Origin of the sequence: Lactiplantibacillus songbeiensis (assembly GCF_005405125.1) — a bacterium.
Lineage (GTDB): Bacteria > Bacillota > Bacilli > Lactobacillales > Lactobacillaceae > Lactiplantibacillus > Lactiplantibacillus songbeiensis.
Window position 1 is genome coordinate 83,511 of record NZ_BJDL01000003.1, and the last position, 21,239, is coordinate 104,749.

General features: G+C 43.3%; 15 protein-coding genes. 10 read left to right on the forward strand and 5 right to left on the reverse strand.

Annotation, left to right across the window (positions count from 1 at the left end; translation table 11 throughout):
• From FFM77_RS01095 to FFM77_RS01115, 5 genes are read right to left on the reverse strand one after another with little or no spacing between them, the layout of a single operon-like run.
• On the reverse strand, positions 1-705 hold the full coding sequence (locus FFM77_RS01095) for an ABC transporter ATP-binding protein (protein ID WP_137633906.1): 705 nt from the start codon (positions 703-705) through the stop codon (positions 1-3).
• The gene (locus tag FFM77_RS01100; RefSeq protein ID WP_137633907.1) at positions 699-1,487 is read right to left on the reverse strand and encodes an ABC transporter ATP-binding protein; all 789 of its coding nucleotides are present in this window, start codon (positions 1,485-1,487) and stop codon (positions 699-701) included. The genes FFM77_RS01095 and FFM77_RS01100 overlap by 7 nt, the downstream gene beginning before the upstream one ends.
• The gene (locus FFM77_RS01105) at positions 1,480-2,433 is read right to left on the reverse strand and encodes a branched-chain amino acid ABC transporter permease (protein WP_137633908.1); all 954 of its coding nucleotides are present in this window, start codon (positions 2,431-2,433) and stop codon (positions 1,480-1,482) included. Before FFM77_RS01105 ends, FFM77_RS01100 begins: the two co-directional genes overlap by 8 nt.
• 10 nt (positions 2,434-2,443) lie before the next feature.
• Positions 2,444-3,322 (reverse strand): branched-chain amino acid ABC transporter permease, encoded by an 879-nt coding sequence (locus FFM77_RS01110; protein ID WP_137633909.1) that lies wholly within the window; start codon positions 3,320-3,322, stop codon positions 2,444-2,446.
• A 22-nt stretch (positions 3,323-3,344) separates the two neighbouring features.
• On the reverse strand, positions 3,345-4,538 hold the full coding sequence (locus FFM77_RS01115) for an ABC transporter substrate-binding protein (protein ID WP_137633910.1): 1,194 nt from the start codon (positions 4,536-4,538) through the stop codon (positions 3,345-3,347).
• Positions 4,539-5,302: 764 nt separating this feature from the next.
• Between FFM77_RS01115 and FFM77_RS01120 the strand changes: the two genes are divergently transcribed.
• The 10 genes from FFM77_RS01120 to FFM77_RS01165 all read left to right on the forward strand — a co-directional run bounded on the left by FFM77_RS01120 (position 5,303) and on the right by FFM77_RS01165 (position 21,008).
• Positions 5,303-6,925, forward strand: coding sequence for a peptide ABC transporter substrate-binding protein (locus FFM77_RS01120; RefSeq protein ID WP_137633911.1), 1,623 nt, complete (start codon positions 5,303-5,305; stop codon positions 6,923-6,925).
• Positions 6,926-6,944: 19 nt separating this feature from the next.
• Complete coding sequence (locus FFM77_RS01125; RefSeq protein ID WP_137633912.1) at positions 6,945-7,271, forward strand: thioredoxin family protein; 327 nt, start codon at positions 6,945-6,947, stop codon at positions 7,269-7,271.
• Positions 7,272-7,408: 137 nt separating this feature from the next.
• Entirely contained in the window at positions 7,409-7,765 is a 357-nt protein-coding gene (locus FFM77_RS01130; protein ID WP_137633913.1) for a VOC family protein, read from the forward strand.
• 81 nt (positions 7,766-7,846) lie between these two features.
• Entirely contained in the window at positions 7,847-8,503 is a 657-nt protein-coding gene (locus FFM77_RS01135; RefSeq protein ID WP_137633914.1) for a nitroreductase family protein, read from the forward strand.
• 145 nt (positions 8,504-8,648) lie between these two features.
• On the forward strand, positions 8,649-9,824 hold the full coding sequence (locus tag FFM77_RS01140) for a pyridoxal phosphate-dependent aminotransferase (protein WP_137633915.1): 1,176 nt from the start codon (positions 8,649-8,651) through the stop codon (positions 9,822-9,824).
• A 564-nt stretch (positions 9,825-10,388) separates the two neighbouring features.
• Complete coding sequence (locus tag FFM77_RS01145; protein WP_137633916.1) at positions 10,389-11,330, forward strand: LacI family DNA-binding transcriptional regulator; 942 nt, start codon at positions 10,389-10,391, stop codon at positions 11,328-11,330.
• A 139-nt stretch (positions 11,331-11,469) separates the two neighbouring features.
• On the forward strand, positions 11,470-12,009 hold the full coding sequence (locus FFM77_RS01150) for a MarR family winged helix-turn-helix transcriptional regulator (protein ID WP_137633917.1): 540 nt from the start codon (positions 11,470-11,472) through the stop codon (positions 12,007-12,009).
• Positions 12,010-12,036: 27 nt separating this feature from the next.
• Positions 12,037-13,806, forward strand: a complete 1,770-nt coding sequence (locus FFM77_RS01155; protein WP_379893553.1) for an ABC transporter ATP-binding protein — start codon at positions 12,037-12,039, stop codon at positions 13,804-13,806.
• 338 nt (positions 13,807-14,144) lie between these two features.
• Positions 14,145-17,438: a LamG-like jellyroll fold domain-containing protein gene (locus tag FFM77_RS01160; RefSeq protein ID WP_137633918.1), complete on the forward strand. Its 3,294-nt coding sequence runs from the start codon at positions 14,145-14,147 to the stop codon at positions 17,436-17,438.
• A 285-nt stretch (positions 17,439-17,723) separates the two neighbouring features.
• A complete protein-coding gene (locus FFM77_RS01165; protein WP_137633919.1) occupies positions 17,724-21,008 on the forward strand; it encodes a LamG-like jellyroll fold domain-containing protein in 3,285 nt (1,094 codons plus the stop codon).
• Positions 21,009-21,239: the final 231 nt, after the last annotated feature.

Here is a 21,239-nt window from a genome sequence, read left to right on the forward strand (position 1 = left end):
TTATCCTCCTAGGTAAGCTTGTTGAACGGCTTGATTGGCTAATAGGTCTTGACCGGTACCGCTGAGCTTGATGTGACCACTAGCTAACACATAGCCGCGATCTGCGATGGACAAGGCTTTTTTAGCATTTTGTTCAATTAATAAAACCGTGGTTCCGGCAGCGTTGATGGCCTTGATAATCTCGAAAATTTCATTGATAAAGATTGGCGCTAGCCCCATCGAGGGTTCATCTAATAGCATTAATTTAGGCGCAGCCATTAAAGCCCGGCCCATTGCCAACATTTGTTGCTCCCCGCCGGATAGGGTGGCGGCGTCTTGGTGACGGCGCTGTTTGAGGACGGGAAAGTACTGGTAAACATCAGCGTAAGCTTGCTTAATGGCTGACCGATCCTTACGGAGAAAGGCCCCCATCTGTAAGTTTTCTTGTACGGATAAGCCTGGGAAAATATGGCGGCCTTCTGGAACTTGGGAGATACCGGCTTGGACAATTTTCGGCGCTGACGTTTTTTGAATTGGTTGGCCCAAATAGGTCATTTGGCCGCTTTTAGGTCGCATGATCCCTGAAATCGTTTGGAGAATCGTTGATTTACCAGCCCCATTAGCGCCAATCAGGGTGACAATCTCGCCAGTATGAATCTCAAAGCTGACTTTTTTAACCGCTTGAATGGCGCCGTAATTGACGACTAGATCGGTTACGTTTAACATGTCGTTTCATCTCCCAGGTAGGCCTTAATAACGGCCGGATTTTTTTGGATTTCAGCGGGGGTCCCTGCTGCGAGCAAGGCCCCGTGTTCTAGAACGTAGAGCCGTTCAACGACCGTCATAACTAGCGACATATCATGTTCAATTAAGACGATGGTAATGTGGAAGTCATGTTGAATCTGGCGAATGAGTCGCGTTAAATCGGCAGTTTCCTCGGGATTCATCCCAGCGGCGGGTTCATCTAGAAAGAGTAATTTGGGCTTAGTTGCTAAGGCCCGGACGATTTCCAAGCGACGTTGAATCCCATAGGGGAGGTTCTTAGCTGGCTGATCCGCCACGGTGGTTAAATCGAAAATGCCTAATAAATTTTGGGCAGCCGTAGTCATCGCCGCTTCAGTTCGATAAAAGGCTGGGGTGCGAAAGATACTGCCAAAAAAGGTTTCGTGATAATGGTTAGTCATGGCAATCCGAACGTTATCCAAGACCGTCAAGTCTTTGAACAACCGAATATTTTGAAATGTCCGAGATAACCCAGCTTGGGCAATTTGGGCGGGGCGCTGGCCGTTAAGTGTTTGGACGCCTTGGTCGGTCGCTAAGGTAATGGCGCCGGAACTAATCGGGGTGACCCCGGTCAGTAAGTTGAACAATGTTGTCTTACCAGCACCATTGGGGCCAATCAGGCCAACCAATTCATTTTGATCAAAGTGAACGGACACGTCCGAAACCGCCGTTAAGCCACCGAAATTTTTAACGAGGTGTTGTGCATCTAATAAACGATTACTCATGGGCCGACACCTCCTTGTGATGATTGAGCCGTTTGAATGAGAGTTCCCAGTTGCCGAGGAGACCAGTGGGTTTGAAAATCATAATCAGAATTAGGGCGAGTGAATAAATAATCATCCGTAGCGTCCCGAAGTTTTGCAAAATCGTATCGAGTGCCCCTAGGACAATGGCGGCGACAAATGTACCAGTGATACTGCCAACCCCGCCCAAGACAACGATAATCAGAATAGCGATGGAGGCCATAATGTTGAAGTCACTGGGGGCAATCGTTTGGATATAAGCTGCGTGCAACGAACCGCCAATTGCGGCCGTGGCGGCACCAAAGACGAAAGCGGCGAGTTTCCAACGAGTGGTGTTGATCCCCATTGCTTCGGCGGCAATTTCATCTTCGCGAACGGACATGACCGCGCGACCGCCGCGACTGTGGATGAAGTTGACGGTCACAATTGTGGTGACACACATTATGGTGTAGACGGTCGCCCAAGATGCTAAGGCTGGGATATTGAACAAGCCGGCCGCGCCGTTGGTAATTTTTAAATTATTGATCAGAATCCGAATGATTTCGGCGGCACCCATAGTGGCGATAGCGAGGTAGTCCCCACGTAATCTCAGGGTAGGAATGCCAACGATTAGAGCGGCGATAATGGCGACGAAGATACCAACAATCATCGAAAGATAAAAGCCCAACGGTGTGGCGATACTCTGGGTGATAATGCCAGTCGCATAAGCCCCAATCGCCATAAAGCCCGCGTGACCCAGTGAGAATTGACCAGAAAAGCCGATAATCAGATTCAAGCCCGTCGCTAAGATGACGTTAATCCCGATGGTGACCAACATGTTTTCAATAAAGGTATTCACTAACCCGGCGAATTCAGCGGCATCGATGACGACAAAGCCTAAAATCATCACCCCTAACCAGACGGCGTTAGCTTTTAGCGTTGTTTTCATGACTGATCACCTACACTTTCTCTTTGACATTTTTACCAAAAATCCCGGCTGGCAAGACGAGTAAAATCACGATTAAGACGACATACACGACGGCGTCTTTATAAGCAGAAAGGCCAATTGCTTGAACGGCAGTCTCCAAGAGGCCAATGATGAACCCGCCTAAGGAAGCCCCCGGAACGGAACCAATCCCACCAATGACGGCGGCGACGAAGGCTTTGATCCCCGGTGTCATCCCCATTAGTGGATCAATCGAGTTGTAGTACAAGCCGATTAACACCCCCGCGGCGCCCGCCATCGCCGAGCCTAAAGCAAAGGTAAATGAAATCGTGTGATTCAAATTAATGCCAACAAGTTGGGCGGCGGTCGGGTCAACGGAGACGGCCCGCATGGCTTTGCCCATTTTAGTTTTTTTAATAATCAGTTCCAGGATTAACATCAACAGGCAAGCTGTTACTAAAATCAAGACTTGAATGTTAGAAATCCGCATCCCGGCAAAGTGCCAAGTGACGGTCTTAATAACTTGGGGAAAGTTGCGGGTGTTAGCGGTAAATAAGTAAGACATCCCATTTTCCAACAAGAAGGAGACCCCGATGGCGGTAATCAAGGCGGTGATCCGCGGCGAGTGGCGTAGGGGACGATAGGCGATGGCTTCAATTACCACGCCAACTAAGGCACAAAATACCATGGCTGAAAGTAGCGCGACAATGAAGTTGACATGCAACACATTGATCACGTAATAACCCCAAAAGGCGCCGAGCATATAAATGTCGCCATGCGCGAAGTTAATCAGCTTGATAATGCCGTAAACCATCGTATAGCCAAGTGCTAATAAGGCGTAGATACTGCCTAATGAAAGGCCATTAATTAATTGTTGTCCGATTGTCTGCATATGATGGTCACCTTTCTAACGGCTATTGCACGTTGTAAGTTTGTTTAACGATCCCTTGGGTCAACTTTTCAACCACGATTGACTTTTCAGGATTGTGCTTTTTGTTCATCGTGATGGTCCCAGTGACGCCCTTGAAGTTCTTAAGCTTGGCGAGACCGTCAGCGATTTTAACCGAGTTCGCCGATTTTTCGTTTTCAATCGCTGCCTTGATCATGTAGACCGAGTCATAAGCCAACGCTGAGAAGGTCGGTGCGGTGGTCTGATACTTGGCTTGGAAGGCTTTCAAGAAGTTGGCCGCAGTAGGATTAGTAGCACCAGACTTCGTGGAAAATGGTGTTGTGTAATACACGTTCGTTGCATTGTGGTTACCAGCGATCTTAGCCAACTTAGCATCGGCCATGCCGTCGCTACCGATGATTGGCACATTAATGCCAGCTTGGCGGGCTTGCTTGATAATCAAGCCAAGTTCGGAATAGTAGCCAGGCGCATAAATGGCATCAACCTTTTTATGCTTCAAGGACGTCAAGATCGCGTTGAAATCTTTGTCGCCTTCTTGGAACGTTTGACTGCTGGCAACCGTGCCGGTGTAGGCTTGCTTAAAGGCTTTCGTCAAGCCAGTACCGTAGTCACTGGAATTATCGGTCAAGATGGCCACCCGTTTGGCTTTGAGCGTCTTGGTCACGAACTTGGCCGCTGATGAGCCTTGGAAGTTGTTCTGATAACAAGCACGAAAAATATAAGGCTGGACGGTGCCGCCCTTTTGCAACGTATAACCGGGATCGGTCGCGGAGGGACTGACTGACGGGACCGCGGCTTTAGTCATATTGGGAATTGAGGCAGTCCCAGCATTGGTGGCCGCGGGACCGACGACAGCCACCACTTTATCGTTATTGACGAGTTGGGCGGCAACCGAGGCGGCAGTCGTATTAGCGGTCTTGTTGTCACGAATGACGAGTTGAATTTTTTTCTTAGTACTACCGACTTTAATACCGCCATTTTTGTTAATTTGATTAACGGCCAATTGAATACCTTGTTTTTCTTGGTTGCCATATCCGGCGGCAGAGCCAGAGAGTTCCATATTGACCCCGATTTTAATCGTCTTACCCGGATTGTTACCCTGACTGGTGCTGGACTTAGCGGTGCTGCAACCAGCTAGCGTCATAGCGATAGTAGCGAGGGCAGTTAGTTTGATCGTTGTTTGTTCCCATTTTTTCATATGTAATTCCCACTTTCTTGTTTTGAGGTGACGGCTGTGACGGTATTCTCGATCCTCCTTTGGACTAACAAAAAGGCCTCATCCACCGTAGTGAATGAGGCCCTAAAAAATAGGTGCTGAAGCCTCATTACCACAATGGGAAAGAAGGGCTCAGCACTTGAATTTTGAGTTGTTAGCTCATGGTCAAGTGACCGGGTCCTTCTTAAGTAATAATAAGGCTAAATTTTGAACAGCAAGGGGTGCCAAAATGTTGGTTAGGTTAGTGGTTAGTTTCATCATAATGGTCCCTCGCTTTCAAAATTTGGTTTGGTTTAGTTGATGTGTCTCAGAATAATTAAAAATTGATTAGATGTCAAGGGCTTTTTTAATTTTTGAATGAAAATAATTAATTAGAAAGCTGAATTAATGCGACTTTGACGCTGACTAAATTTTTTTGAATGTGCTAGATCCTACTGAAACTAGAATAAATTGGTTGCGTCAAATGAACTAGTCGTTTATGATGTTGATTATAGATATTAAGCTTTGATGAGAAGAGTAGTCGACTTGGCACAGAATAGCGACCGTGGTCTAGTGTAAGCATGGCAGTTGCCAGTTGATGAAGATGAGCTCGGAGCGTCAGATTTGGTGCAAGCTGAATCTGCGGTTAGCCACGTTATTTGGCTACACAAGTGACTAGCTGGGCTAGTTAGTAAGGTGGTAACACGGGTGGCACTCGTCCTTTCAATTAAGGACGGGTGCTTTTTGTTTAGAGAGGAAGTTAGACGATGAAAAAGGGTTGGCAGTTAGGGGCAGTAAGTTTAATCATATTACCAGTATTGGCCAGTTGTGGTTCGCAACCGCGTCAGCAGACAAGTACCAGAGAAACGTTAAAGCTGATGCAGACGTCAGACTTAACCACGTTGGATAGCACCAATCAAGCCACGTTACCAGAATTTAGCACTTTAGTGAATACAACTGAAGGGTTGTATCGGTTAAATGCTAAAGATCAGCCAGTTGCGGCGATGGCAACTAAGGTTGTTAAACCGACTAGAAATGGTACGCAGTATGTCTTCCATATTCGGAAAGATGCCAAGTGGAGTAATGGTGATCCAGTGTTGGCCAGTGATTTCGAATATGCTTGGAAGCGCGCGATGAATCCGGCAAATAAACCGGTTTATACTTATATTTTTAGCGGCATTAAAAATGCTGATCAGATTAATGCTGGGAAAAAGGCCTATCAAAGTTTAGGCATTGCGGCGACTGGTAAACGGACGCTTAAGATTACCTTGGACCATCCAATGACGTACTTCAATAAGTTAGTGACGGTGCCAGTATTCTTGCCCCAAGATCAAAAATTCGTGACGAAAGTCGGCACTAAGCGCTATGGGACTAATGCGACCAATACGGTATCTAACGGGGCTTTCAAGATAACCAAGTGGAGTGGGACTAACGACACGTATACCTTGGTACGTAATAAATATTATTATGACCAAAAATCAATTAAATTGAATAAAATTAACTATGTAACGGTTAAAGATTCGAATACGGCGCATAATTTATTTGCCGATAAAAAGCTAGATGACGCGACGATTTCTGGGGTGACAGCGAAGAGCTTGCAGACCAATAAGGATATCAAACATGTTCGCAAGGCTTGGACGTACTATTTACAAGTTAACCAACGTTCGGGGCAGCCGTTAAAAAATAAAAAGTTACGCCAAGCGTTGTCGTTGGTCATTAATCGCCAACAGCTAACTAAGAATGTATTGGCGGACGGGTCAAAACCAGCCTCAAGTTTTGTTAGTCCAGGAACGGCGACTGACCCAACCACCGGTAAAGATTTTAGTGCTGAAACGAGTTATGCCACTAACGTTAATCTGGCGAAAGCTAAAAAGTTGTGGGCAGCCGGCTTAAAAGCGGCGAATATTAAGGGAACGGTCAATTTGCAACTAGTCGGTGATGACCAAGATGTGACGAAAAATGTCGCACAATTTGTACAAAAACAAGTTGAACAAAATTTGCCACGGGTTAACGTGACTATTAAGAATGTCCCGGATAAGGGGTTACAATCACTGAAAACGGCGGGTGAGTTTTCGTTAAGCCAGTGGTACTGGTTAGCCGATTTCGCTGATCCAGTTAATTATCTGGGGGTCTTGCAGACCGGTAATGCCATGAATAGTGGTCATTTCAGCGATGCCACTTTTGACAAGTTGGTCAATGCCGCCAAGCAGTCGAATAATCAGACGACGTATTGGCGTTATTTGCGTCAAGCTGAGGAGCGGTTACAGACCCAAACCGGGATTATTCCGTTATACTATGTTAATGAATCACATTTAGTGAACCCTAAGTTGACTGGCGTCCAGTACCATAGTGGTGGGCAAGCCGATTATACGCGGGCTAGCTTTGAATAAAATTGAGGAGGGTGTTATTTTGGAACGATTACCAGCGACCAGTAAGGCCGATTTAATGGCAAGGTTAGCACAAGGCAACTATATTTTGTATTTTGGGGCGGACTGGTGCCGTGAATGTCAATATATTCGGCCAAAGTTACCCACGATTGAACACAATTTTCCAGCGTACAAATTCTTGAAAATCGATCGTGATGAGAATACACAATTGTGTTTAGATTTGGAAGTTCGTGGATTACCAAGCTTTGTGGGTTTTCATAACGGCGAGGAAAGTGGCCGCTTTGTGAATGGCGACTTGAAGACGCAACCAGAAATTGAAAACTGGATTCGTCGTTTGCCAATTAAATAGCTGTTTTTTAATAGATCCCTACCGATGTGCCTGTCGGTGGGGATTTTTGAAATTTAAAATCCAGCGGTGTTTTGAATTGTCTGTTAATTGGTCGGCATGCTAAGCTTAACTCAATTAAATTATGGTAGGTGAAACCAATGCAGAAAACCCGGATTATGTTGTATGTCGACAATGTCACGACCCAAGTCAAATTTTGGCAGGATAATTTCAATGCCAAGATCAGTGAAATTAATTCATTACCCAAAGACTGGCAAAATATCGTTTTAACGCTCTCACCAGAAGTGGAGTTATCATTCTTTCCGAAGTCATTTATTGCAGAATACTCACCAGAAGTCTTAGGTAACACGCCATCATTAATGCTTTTTAGCTCGGATTTTAAGGCGCTACATGAACAGCTGACAACGGCTGGCGAGATTGTTGATAACAATGGCACCTTAACGTTTAACTTTGCTGATCCCGAAGGTAATTATTTTGTAGTTGCGGAAGCAAAATAATTTTGGGCCCTAAATACAAGTCAATAAAAATGCGTTATAATTGTATTGTAAACGATTACAATATAAAGGGGCGTATTTTTTATGAGTGAAGCAACTTTAGATAAAGCATTAGTGAATAACGATTTTAAGGACATTATGTTTGGCCGGAAATCAGTCCGGAAGTTTGATGCCAACGTTAAGATCTCGGCTGAAGAACTACAAGCGATGATTAGTGAAGCCACTAGCGCACCATCAGCTTGCAATTTACAATCATGGCACTTTGTAGTAGCGACTAGTGACGCCGGTAAAGCTAAGGCGAAGTCGGTCTTAATGCCATTCAACTATCCACAAATCGATTCGTGTTCAGCGATGGTCTTTGTCCTCGGTGACACGCAATCCCATAAAGTTTATCGCGATGTTTGGAACAAAGCTTGTGATGAAGGCAAGATTACCCCTGAAAAACGGGATGAGATTTTCAAGACTTTCCTGCCAATGTATGAAAGCGCTACCCGTGAATTCTTAATCGGCGATGCCACGATTGACAGTAGTATGGCTGCGATGCAACTCTTATTGGTTGCGCGGGCACATGGCTATGAAGCCAACCCAATTGCTGGTTATGCTGCCGACAAAGTGGCCACGACCTTTGGGTTAGATCCGCAGCGCTTCGTGCCAGTGATGGCGGTTGCTATTGGTAAAGCTGAAGAGACCCCGATTGACTCTAATCGCTATGATGCGACGAGTTTAACCGAATTTATTTAAGTTCATTATGATGGCGTCAACGTTGACTTGCGTTGGCGTCTTTTTATTAAGTTTTATTGACATTTTCTAATCAAAAACTCATAATTAAACTTATGAGAAAAGTCGTGTGCGTGGGTACTCGTTGCGCAAGAGGAGGACTAATTCTGTGAGATTTGAAGAATCGAAAATTTTACAACAGCTGCCAAAGCAGTTCTTTGCTAATTTAGTGAAAAAGGTCAACGCAAAGATTGCGACTGGGGCTGATGTTATTAACTTAGGCCAAGGTAATCCAGATCAGCCGACGCCGGATTTTGTTGTGAAGGCGATGCAACAAGCGACCGCCGATCCCGCTGACCATAAATACTCGTTGTTTCGGGGATTACCACGGTTTAAACAAGCCGCCGCTGATTTTTATGAACGAGAATATGGTGTGAAGCTAGACCCTGAGACCGAAATTGCCGTTTTAGGCGGCAGTAAGATCGGGTTGGTAGAGTTACCCTTTGCGTTGTTGAATCCTGGCGATACGATGATCTTGCCAGATCCTGGTTATCCAGATTATTTATCGGGGATTACGCTAGCGCAAGTTAAGCTGGAGCTGTTGCGTTTAAAGGCGAAGAACGACTTCTTACCGGATTATGCCGACCTTGATCCGCAAGTAGCCGAGGCGGCCAAGTTGTTGTATCTCAACTATCCGAATAACCCGACTGGGGCAGTTGCGACGCCGGAGTTCTTCCAAAAGACGGTTGATTTTGCGAACGAAAAGCAGATTGGCATTGTTCATGACTTTGCATACGGCGCGATTGGTTTTGATGGCAAACGGCCGGTTAGCTTCTTGCAAACGCCAGGTGCCAAAGACGTTGGGATTGAAATGTATACTTTGTCGAAATCCTTTAATATGGCTGGGTGGCGCGTGGGATTTGCGGCCGGTAATGCCGATATGATTGAAGCGTTGAATTTGATTCAAGATCACTTATTCGTGAGTGTCTTCCCCGCGATTCAAGATGCGGCGATTGCGGCCTTGAATAGTGATCAAAGTTCGGTGCAGGCGTTAGTGGCTTTATACGAAAAACGGCGCAATCAATTCTGGTCGGCTGCCCGCAAAATCGGTTGGAAACCTTATCAATCGGGTGGGTCATTTTATGCTTGGATGCCCGTTCCAGCTGGGTATACCAGTGAAAGCTTTGCCGACTTGTTGCTAGATAAAGCGGCCGTTGCGGTAGCGCCTGGGAATGGTTTTGGTGAAGGTGGCGAAGGCTATGTCCGGGTGGGCTTGCTGATCGATGAACCACGCTTTAGTGAAGCTTGTGAACGGATTGCGAAGTTGCATTTATTTGATAACTAATTGTTTTGACGAGTTCGGCTGTTGTGGTCGGACTTTTTAGTTACTGAAAATTGATTAATTTGTTTTCATAATATTGGCGATTACCCAACCTTTACCGGATACTTAATTCACTAAGTTGTGACGGTGGTGGCTGTTTAGAAAACTGGGGATGGTGCTTATGCCAAATAGGGTACCCATACTAGGAAAGAATTTCAGCCATGTTAGCTTGGTGCTGGTTCGTGTTCGCGGTCATCCGCTTCACGTACGAAGTCATCAAAGATAACGAAAACAAAAAATAACCACCCGATGTAACTTTTGGCAGAGTTACGGGTGGTTATTCCAACATTTAAAACTAAGCCATTACAGTAACAACTTAGGTGGAGTGTCAGCCTCATTTGCTGGCACTCTTTTTTGTATCTTAATCATAGCATGTTTTATAAATACAGGGTATTTATGAGCCTTGATTATTTTTTCTTGACCTCGAACGCGTTCGAGACCGTAAACTTAAGTTATCGAACATGTTCGATAGTGACGGCCAAGCTGGTATACTCAAGTTATACCGACAGTTTTGCAGGAGGCGTTAGGATGACGAATATTCGGGATGTGGCGAAAATTGCGGGTTACTCAGTGTCGACGGTCTCGCGCGTGATTAATCAGCAGAATTACGTTTCCACAGCAACACGCGCGGCGATTCAAAAAGTTGTTGATGAGTTGGATTATGCGCCTAACGATGTGGCACGTGATTTAAGCCGTGGCAAGACGTTTAATGTGGGCGTGGTGTTGCCCCACGAGGACCATCCGTACTTTACACAACTCATTCATGGGATTACTACCGCGGCGTTTGCGGCTAAATATCATGTGGTTTTGTTATCCTCGCGTTACGATGCTGACTTAGAGCTGCAATATTTAGAAGGGTTGCGGCGCAAGGCCTATGATGCCTTGATCTTTACGTCGCACGGTCTGCCATTAAGCCAATTAGCTCATTATCGACAATATGGGTCAATTGTGATTTGCGAACATCCACGTGACAGTGGGATTCCCGCTGCCTATGCCCATCGCCGGACAACCTATCGCGATGCCTTAATATATTTGAAAACGCATGGTTATCAGCGGATTGGACTCTTAATGAGTCGACCAATTGCGGTTAGTGCCACGAGTCAGGCGACGGCGGATGCGTATCAGATGGTCTTTGGTCAGCGACCGGCCCCGGAAATTTGTGTGACGGATGTGATTACTTTAGCGGATGGCGAGCGAGCCGCTAAAACGTATCTAAAGCGTGGGCAACATTTCGATGCGATTCTTGCTAATAGCGATGATATTGCGATTGGCGTTAGTCGCGGTTACCAGGCGGCTGGCGAGGCGGTACCGTTTCTAATCGGTCAGGAACATCAGTTGTCGGGGGAATTGGTTCATTTGCCAACGATCGATCATTATTTTAAAACGGTTGGTGAACGCGCACTACAATTAGCGATTAGTGGTGAAAAAAAGACGATTGCGATTAATTCAAGGTTAATTACCGAACAATAATTAGGACAGTAATCTCAATGGTATCAAGGGATTGCTGCTTTTTTGTTGAAAATAGTTAGCAAATTAGTTAGTTTTTGTTGCATTAATCTAACTAATAGACTAATATAATAAACATTCAAACTACAGGAGGAAATTTAAAATGACAGATCTTAATCATGAGTTATTCGATAGTTTTGGTAAATTAATGCAAAATCGGGCTTTTATGATGGCCGTCATGCATCAGCGCGATCTCGGCGACATGCACGGCGGAATGATGGGGGGCGGTCGCGGCCAGATGCGACTCCTACAATTGTTATCACAATCCCCGGCTGGCCTGACGAACGCCGAAATCGCGGAGTTACTGGATATCCGTCCCAGTTCCGTCAGCGCCACCATTAGTCGCTTAGTTGATGCCGGTTTGGTTGAACGACTCCCTAGCGAGACTGATAAACGGGTCGTCATTGTGCGGTTAAGCGCAGACGGTCGGGCGATGTTTGATCAACATGCTGACCGGGTTGATGACTTAACCACGAAGTTATTCAGCGGGTTAAGCGATGATGAAAAGACGACTTTGGAAAAGCTGTTAACCAAATTAAGTACTAGTATGACAGATTTAGATTTACGGGACTTTATGCCGCGCGGTCACGGTCATGGGATGAACTTCCCCCATCAACCGGGCTGGGGTCGACGCTGGTTCTAAACTTTTAAGAGAGCATGGGGCATTGAGATGGATCGTAGAATGGCCGCGCCGCGTACGGCGCACAAAAAAGCAAGTGGTAAGTTTGATTTTCGCGGATTCTTGCAGTTAATTCGGCAGACGAAACCGCGTTATTGGCAGTTATGGGTTGGGTTGTTGCTCGGTATGTTGGCGACTGGCGCGCAATTAATTGTGCCGAAGTTCGCCCAAACGTTGATTAATGGCTTTAGTCACGGTATTAGCCGGCCGCTTTTATTAGGGGTGATTGGCCTGTTCGTGGCCAGTGCGGTGATTAGTGCGGTTTCGGGAACGTTACTGGGGATTTTTGGCGAAAACGTTGTCGCTAACTTACGGTCAACGTTATGGCAGAAACTGGTGCGGCTCCGCGTCAGTTATTTTGATGATGTGAAGACGGGTGAGATGACCTCGCGTTTGGTCAACGATACGACCCAAATCAAGGATTTGTTAGCTAATTCATTCCCACAGATGGTCACGTCGTTGTTGCAACTTTTCGGGGCCTTAGTGATTATGTCATTAATGGATTGGAAGATGACGGCGATCATGTTTGTAGCGGTACCGTTACTGTTATTGATCATGATGCCAATTATGAATTTGTCGAGTAAAGTCGGTCGGCAACGCCAAGATGCCTTAGCGACTTTTAGTGGAGCTACGGATGAAACGTTGAGTGAGATTCGCTTGGTAAAGTCGTCCAATGCCGAAGCTTATGAAACGAAGACCGGCTTTGGTCAAATCAAAGACTTGTATCAGATTGGTTTAAAAGAAGCTATTTATGATTCAGTCGCTGGCCCAATTATGACGGCCGGCATGATGGCATTGTTTGTCGGCGTGCTAGTTTATGCGGCAGCTCGGGTAGCGGATGGTACCATGACGATGGGGACATTAGTGTCATTCTTAATGTACCTGTTCCAAATTATTGGACCAGCTGGAACACTAGCTCAGTTTTTTAATAAATTATCGAAAGCAAACGGGTCCACGGAACGGGTACGCGACTTACTTAAAGAACCCGAAGAAGCATTGGAAACGGGTGTTGCCAAATCAGTGACGGCTAAGACGTTAGCGATGCAACACGTGGACTTTGCGTATGACGATGACGACCAACCCGTGTTACATGACGTGAACTTTGAAGCTAAACCGAATACGGTCGTGGCGTTTGCCGGACCATCCGGTGGCGGTAAATCAACGATTTTTGGTTTGTTGGAACGTTACTATCAACCAACTGCGGGTCAAGTGATGATTGGTGATGAGAATGCGGCTGATTTGAATTTAAGTGATTGGCGTTCTCAAATTGGTTATGTGAGTCAAGACTCTGCCATTATGGCCGGCACGATTCGGCATAATTTAACGTATGGGTTTGCCCGTAACTTCACCGATGATGAGTTGTGGCAGGCCTTGAAGTTGGCGTCAGCGGATGGCTTTGTTCATGAGATGTCAGCTGGTTTGGATACCCAAGTGGGTGAACGCGGTGTTAAAGTTAGTGGCGGTCAACGTCAACGCTTAGCGATTGCGCGAGCCTTCTTGCGTGATCCGAAAATCTTGATGTTGGATGAAGCCACGGCGAGCTTGGATTCTGAATCAGAAGCCATGGTTCAAAAAGCTTTAGGTGAATTGATGAAGGGTCGGACGACCTTAGTGATTGCGCATCGCTTGAGTACGATTGTCGATGCTGACCAGATTTACTTCATCGAACAGGGTCATGTTAGTGGGCATGGGACACATCAAGAATTGATGGAGAGTTTGCCGTTGTATCGGGATTATGTGAAGATTCAGTTTAAAGCTTAGTTGCTTATAATAGTAGAAAGCTTCTTGCGGATTAATTGTCAGGTGTTATTGATTGAAGATAATCTATGATGAGAAATCATAGTTAGTTATGAAAAGTGTCTTAAGCCAATTCTTGGTTTGAGGCATTTTTTGTATTTGAGAGAGAAGCTTTTGACGTAAAAGAATTTTATTTCCGTTAATAAAATCATGCAAAAACGCAATATTTACATAAATAATATATTTATTTTCTGAAAATAAACACAACCTTTACCCGGTGCTTTCAGCTTATTTACATTAGTTCAGTAAACTAATTATGTTGAGAAGACACATATGACAAAAGAAAATGGAGTGAAGATAATTTGAATCCTCGAGTATTGACGACGATTGCGTTGTGTTCAGCGACTTTAACTTTAATTACAACGGCGGCTCCAGCAGCCGCGGCAGTTACTAATGCCAATCAACCAAGAATTAGCCGGGCTGAAGCTGTGGCAAATCTGCCTAAGTCTGACGTGGATATGGACTTTTCAAAGGGAACACCAACTGATCTTACTGGAACTATTAGTAATATTAAAACAGTTGGAACCCCTCAAGTTACAACCGATGAAAATATGAACGGTAAGGTTGCTTCTTTTGACGGTACGAGTGCTTATTTATTGCCAATGGCACAAAAAAACTATGATGCAATGAAAAATGGTGTTGCAGTTGAAGCGCTCTTTAAGTATGAAGGTAGTACAAGCGGTGAGCATGACATTTTTTCTAACCAAGAAAGTGGTGGCCTTGGATTAGGGATGGTGGATGGAAAGCTAAACTTCTTTGCAAATGATGGTAATGGTTACAAGCAACCGAAATCTGATGTAAAGATTGGTAAATGGGTACATGCGGTTGGTGTTATTGACACGGTAGCTAAAAAGACCAAACTATATGTCAATGGTAAAATGGTTAGTCAACTTGATAATAGCGGTAATATTAAGTTTGCTAGTTCTAGTGCCCAAAACTTTGTTATTGGCGGCGATAGTGGCTCAAATGATGCTTTACAATTTGGCATGCAAGGTAAAGTTAAAACAGCGCGAGTCTATAATAAAGCTTTAACTGATGCTGATGTACAAAAATTGAGTGTTGCCGCTAGAAATGATATTCATGATGAAAAAAATGTCAGCCAACAATTAAAGACCGAATTAGTGGGCCCTTCAGATGTTGTCTCGGGACATACTTACAATTTAAATGTGCATACAAATCAAGCCGATTATGGCGATATTGATAAAGTAGAATATGATGTTACCTTTGATCCAGCTAAGTTTGAATTCACAGGTGCTGACTTCTTACTTGGTGGTGACAAGCAAACAGCTGTTACTAAGGTTGATGATCATACCTTACACATTTCATCGACTGCAACTTTATCTAAGGCTGACTTTAATCAATACGGTGTAACGCGTCTGGCACGGGTTCAATTGAAGGCCAAGCCGGTAGGTAAGCAAAATGCGACAACAACTGTATCTGTAAAAAACGCTAAAGCTAGTGTTGATGGCAAAAATGTTACTGATATGAAGATGGATATTGTGGGGCAACAAAACATCACTATTCATGCAAAAAATATTAATGACTATAACGGTGACGGCATTGTTGGTGCTGGTGATGTTGCCTTAGCACCGGAAGCTCGTAAAGCTGAAGTTGCTAAAGCTGCTGAAATTCGACCATATAAGCATGTTATTGTGTTGACGACTGATGGTGGTGGTAACCCATGGGACCCAACCGGGATGTACTATACAAATGATAATAGTAAACTCCCACAATGGACGAGCAGCCCAACACTGTTAGCTAAACGTAAGAATAGCTATGCTATGAACTTGTTTAATAAACAATTTGCAATGAGCACAACGGCTCAAGCGGTACAGCCAACAATTTCGGCACAAAACTATTCGTCCATGCTACATGGGTTACCATGGGGTCAAATGGATAAAGAATATCAGATGACTAATAGTACAGCTGGTCAGAAATACTTTGCTGATTTTGGGAAGAAAGATCCGAAGTATCCATCAGTATTTAAAGTTTTACAAAAGAATAATCCAACTCAAGGACTTGCTGCCTTCGCTGAATGGCATCAAATTATTAGTGGTATCACTGAACCAGATGCCGCAGTTGAAAAACAACGGTCAAATTCTTGGAAATCATTTGATGATGTCGCAAACTATATTGGAAGTGACAAGTTTAATGATACGTCATTAGTTTATATGCAAAGTGACCAAATGGATGGTCAAGGCCATGGTCATGGTTGGTATAATGATGATTATTGGGCAACGTATTCTAAGTATGATGCGTTGTTCAAGGAAGTTATGGATAAGTTGGAAGCAACAGGCCATATTCATGATACGTTAGTTATTGCTAACTCTGATCATGGTGGTAGTGGCTATGGTCATGGTGGTCCTGGTACTAAAGATCCGTCAAATTACAATACGTATCTTGCTTTAGGCGGGGAAACGATTGATGCTGGTCGTCGTCTTTCAGGTGGGAGTAACGCTGACGTTTCGGCATTGATTTTAAAGGCGTTACAAGTTGAACAGCCTAAGTCAATGACGGCAAAAGTTTTTGATTCTTCAGCATTCCTTTCTCAAACTGAATTGGCGAAAAAGAATCGTCAAGTTGAATCTGTTAATTTAGAAAAGGATCAAAATAAGTTTGCTTTGAAATTCAAAGCAAATGGTAATCGTCAGATTCGAACAGTTGATGCACGAGTTGATTTAGGCGGTCGGAGTATTGATAAAATCAATGTGCCAGCTGGTGCAAAAGTTATCCGTCAAGAAGTTCAAAATGGCATCTTGAAATTAACTTTAAGCTTTGATAAGCAGCCTGATGATACGATGGTAGTTGTCACTATGAAGCCTGCTAAGGCTAAAGCAGCTACTGAAGTAGCCATTAAAGAAGCTATGTTAGGTACTGATAAGGGGAAAGAAATCTTATCTGACTTAAGTACTAAGCAAGTTGACAAAGTTACGGATTTAACTAATGGTCAGCCTGCACCAAAACCAGAGCCAAACAAACCAGCTCCAGCACCAAAGCCAGAACCAAACAAGCCCGCTCCAAGCACTTCTGGTAATAATGGTAGTGCAACGACTAAACCAACAGAGTCTACTAAGCCAAATACAGATACTAATGTAACAGTATCTGAATCACATAAAGAAAAACCAGCTAAAAAGAATAAACTTAAGGGCAAGATTGTTTGTGCTCAAAAGAAGGTTGGCTTCTACAAGAAGGCTAAGTTTACTAAGAAGAACCGCTACAAGTTCTTTGCAGCTAAGCCACAAAATAAGTGGGCTCAGTTCAAGATTTTGACAAAGAAGGGTAATCGTTACCAAGTTAAGGACATCAACAAAGGTTCTAAGACGTATGGTAAGACTGGTTATATCACCTCAAGTAGCAAGTATGTAACATCTGCTGATTATACTAAGAAACCAATCAAGGTTAAGGTAATCAATGCTAAGGGCTTGTCAGCTTACAACAGTAAGACACTTAAAGGCAAGCATATGACCTACAAACGTGGGACGATGCTTAAGATTAAGAAACTTGTTAAGAGCAAAGGCAAGTTAAGGTTACAATTGAAGAATGGTAAGTATATTACTGTTGATAAGCACATGATCCATGCTTACTTTGCAAAGTAATAAGCACTAAAGGTATCATCTGAAAAGTTTATTGAAGTCGCCTCAATCCTTTTAAAAAGGAAATAGAGGCGGCTTTTTTATTATGCATTACTAATGTGGTGACGTAAAAGGCTTTGCATTCCATCAATAGACTTATGGAATGTTAAAAATTTTACACAAAAAATATAATCATTTTCTGAAAGTAAAGACAACCTTTACGTAATACTTTCATTGCTTTTACATTGGTTCAGTAAACTTATCAATGTTGAGTAAATATAGATAATCAGAAAACGGAGTGAAAATATTTTGAATTCTAAAGCATTAACAACAGTCGCATTATGTTCGGTGGCTTTAACTATACTGACGACAGCTACGCCTGCACTTGCAGCGACTCCTCATGTTGGTATTCAGGTTAAGGGTGATGGTAACCGTAGTGTGACTAATCAGACTTTTAAAGCAGAAGTACCTAAATCTATGGTAGGTTTTGATTTTAATAATGGTTCGAAAGGTTTAACCACAGTAGGCAGCCCTAGCATTGTTGATTCAACAGTTTTTGATGGAAAAGAAGCATTATTAAATGGAACTTCTGGCTATAGTTTTAACTTCGATAAGTCAGTTCAAAATAAGGTCAAAAAGCAGATTTCAATTGAAGCAATGTTCAAATATGAGGGCTCAGCTGTTGGTGAACACGCCATTTTTTCTAATCTTACAGAGGCTGGTGGCTTAGGGCTAAGCCTTAATGGTGCTAATATTGTTTTTACGGCACATGATGGTACTAAGAATGTGACTGCTAAAGGTGTCATGGGTGGTAGGAAATGGATGCATGTCGTCGGTGTGGTAGATACCGACAAAAAGACGACTAGTCTATATGTTAATGGCCAACTAGTTGATGAGCAGAAGAATGATGGTCAGTTGAAGTTTAGCGATAATGGTACCAACGATCGTTTTATTGTTGGGGGAAATAGTGCCAAGAATGAGAGCATGGAAAAAGGGATGGTTGGTAGAATTAAATCAGCCCGTCTCTATGATAGTGCTATTACCAGTGAACAGGCACAAAATCTCAGCATATTAGCACACAAGGGTATGCAGTTGACGTTACAGAAATTCACAACTCAATTAGTTGGGGCGACGGATGCCGTTGATGGTCATATCTATAACTTGAATCTACACACGCATCAGGATAAAACCGGCGATATTGAACAAATTCAATATGATGTCACTTTTGATGCTAACAAGTTTGATTTTGTAGCTGCTGATCAGACATTAGGTGGTAATGCGACAACTGTTCAAAAAATGAGTAATGCTCAGGATAAAGGCAAGACAACGTTGCGAGTTACCTCTAAGGCAAGATTTTCAACTAAAGAAATGCGTGATTATCGGGCAACACGACTAGCGCGAATTAAGTTAAGGGCAAAAGCCGTCGATGGTCAAGATACTAAGGCAAAGATAGCTATAACTAATGCGTTAGCTACTTTCGCAAATCAACCTGTTAAAAGTGATTTTGATATCAAGCAAGAACAGAATGTAACTATCAGAGCCAAAGATACGGCTGATTTAAATCGTGATGGACTTATCGGTGTTGGCGATATTTCGTTAGCTTCAGCTGATAAGAAAGCAGCAATTGCTAAAAAATCTGAGATTCATCCGTATAAACACGTGATTGTACTGACAACGGATGGTGGTGGTAATCCATGGGATCCAAAAGGAATGTACTATGCAAAAGATGAAAAGACAGTACCAACTTGGGAAACTAGTCCAGAAATTTTAGCTAAGCGAAAAAATAAGTATACGATTGATTTATTTAATAAGCAGTTTGCTATGAGTACCACGGCTCAAGCTGTTCAACCAACTATTTCTGCACAAAACTATTCATCAATGATTCATGGCATTCCTTGGGGAACTATGGATGAAAGTTATAAAATGACGAATACGAGTGCTAAACAGTATTACTTCGATGATTTTGGTAAAGCACAAGCTAAGTATCCTTCGGTATTTAAAGTCCTTCAAAAAGAAGCGCCGATGCGAAACTTAGCTGCTTTTTCTGAATGGGCACCATTCTTAAACGGTATTATGGAACCAGATGCTGCAATTGAAAAGGAAAATCCAGGAGCGTTTAAGTCATTTGATGATGTTGCAGATTATGTAGGTAGTGATCAATTTAAGGATACATCACTTGTTTACATGCAGAGTGACCAGATGGATATAGAGGGACATGCTCGTGGTTGGTATAATGACAACTATTGGGACCACTATGCACGTTATGACTCATTGTTTAAGACCCTGATGGACAAGTTGGAGGCTACTGGACATATTCATGATACGTTAGTCATTGCTAATGCGGATCATGGTGGGGCTTTACGACGTCATGGTGGGCCTTACACAAAAGACCCATCTAATTATAATATCTTTTTAGCTTTAGGCGGTGAAACGGTTGATGCCGGGAGACGACTTAAGGGTGGTAGTAATACTGATATTAGCTCTCTGATTTTGAATGCTCTTCAAATCAAACAGCCAGCTTCAATGGTCGGAAAAGTATTTGACTCCTCAGCCTTCCTTGACCAAACTGAATTGGTTAAAAAGCATCGTCAAGTTGAATCAATTAATTTGAAGAATAGTCAAAATAAGTTTGATTTACAGTTTAAGGCTAATGGTAATCGCCAAATTCGAACGATCGAGACACGGATTGACTTAGCTGGTCAGACAGTTGATAAAGTAACCGTTCCAGCGGGTGCTAAAGTCTTACGCCAAGATGTTGAAAATGGCATTTTGAAACTAACGCTTAGCTTTGATAAGCAACCAGCTACTGATATGGCAACTGTCACGCTCAAAGCTGGTAAGGCTAGATCTGCTGCTAAGGTTACCATCAAGCAAGCAATGATTGGGACTGATAAAGGGGCGGAAGTATTGCCCGATGTCACAACCGATGCCACTGCCAAGCAACCAGAACCAAATAAGCCAGCACCAAAACCGGAACCAGGCAAGCCAGCTCCAAGCACTCCTGGTAATGGTGGTGCCATAACTGCGCCGGCAACACCTGGTAATAGCGCAACGATTAAACCAGCAAAGCCTGCTAAGCCAAATACAGATACTGTGGCAGCTGAATCTCATAAAAAGAAACCAGCTAAAAAGAACAAGCTTAAGGGCAAGATTGTTTATGCTCAAAAAAAGGTTGGTTTCTACAAGAAAGCCAAATTTACCAAGAAAAACCGATACAAGTTCTTCGCAGCTAAGTTACAAAACAAGTGGGCTCAGTTCAAGATTGTGACGAAGAAGGGCAATCGTTACCAAGTCAAGGACATCAACAAGGGGTCTAAGACGTATGGTAAGACCGGTTATATTACTGCAAGCCGTAAGTATGTCACGTCAGCAGATTACACCGAGAAGCCAATTAAAGTTAAAGTAATCAATACCAAAGGTCTGTCAGCTTACAGTCATAAGACACTTAAGGGCAAGCATAAGACCTATAAACGTGGGACGATGCTTAAGATTAAGAAACTTGTGAAGAGCAAAGGCGAGCTACGTTTACAATTGAAGAACGGTAAGTATATTACTGTTGATAAACACATGATCCACGCTTATTTTGCAAAGTAAAGAATAACAGTTTTAATTTGTAATTGAGGGAGTCGACAAAATTAGTCGGCTCCTTTTAGTGTGCAATCATAGGGTTGATGGGGCACTTAGTAATTTATTTACATAAGCTTTATATTTATAGCTGTAAATAACATCTTATGTTTACATTGATTTTTCATAAAATTTACATTGATTTAGTAAAATAATTGCAATAGATGTAAGTCTATAAAAAACTAAATCGGAGTGATTATA